This window comes from Bartonella sp. AA83SXKL, from assembly GCF_042196965.1.
GTDB lineage: Bacteria > Pseudomonadota > Alphaproteobacteria > Rhizobiales > Rhizobiaceae > Bartonella.
The window spans coordinates 1-697 of the sequence record NZ_JBHIRG010000194.1; the positions used below are offsets into that span (position 1 = coordinate 1).

Annotated in this window: 1 protein-coding gene; it reads right to left on the minus strand. The window is 43.0% G+C overall.

Annotated features, from left to right (window positions below):
• Window positions 1-697, minus strand: a 697-nt coding sequence (locus ACFINO_RS10560; RefSeq protein ID WP_375655805.1) for a ShlB/FhaC/HecB family hemolysin secretion/activation protein, incomplete at both ends; no start/stop codon positions are given.

Genomic DNA, 697 nt, shown 5'->3' on the forward strand with positions numbered 1-697 from the left:
GAATGCGAAATGCCAAAATTGGCGACGCTATATTGACGGCTGCCCACTTCAATCTTATTGCCAAGAAGGTAATTGTTGGTTCTTTTATAAGAAAGACCTAAATTCAAGGTTGTAAGGGAAACACTATCACGGTAAAGAACCCTGCTTGTACTGGCGTGCAACTCACTGGAATCCCCCGTCGTCTCAATATCGGTAAAATTGCCAGGGATTATGCTTTGGTAATTATAAACAGTGCCATTCAATCCAAAGGTCCAATAACCATATGGAATACTCACACTCGCTGAAATGTTATTGCTATGTCCTTCTTGCTTGCTCCCACCCCAATAATCGGGCTCACTGCGTTGATAGTTAAAATCCCACGCATCATTCATCCCTAAAATATTTTCTACCCTCAAGCCCGCACTATAACGCGCATAACCCGTAGAGGCTTGTCCCATATTGTCATGAGAAACAGTAACCTTGAAAGTTTTATCGGGATGATTGTTAATATTGACAATGGTGCTGCCTTCTTCACGCCCTGGAAGAAGTTCGCTTTGAGCGTGCGCTGAACTCAAACGGTTGATCTGATCAAGCCCCTGTTCAATATCGCGCATGTTCAGAACATGACCTTGAAGCCCAGGAAAAGCACTCCATACAACATTATTATAACGAGACGTCGGTGAACCATTATAGTAAATCTCTGAAAGTTTCCCCTCAA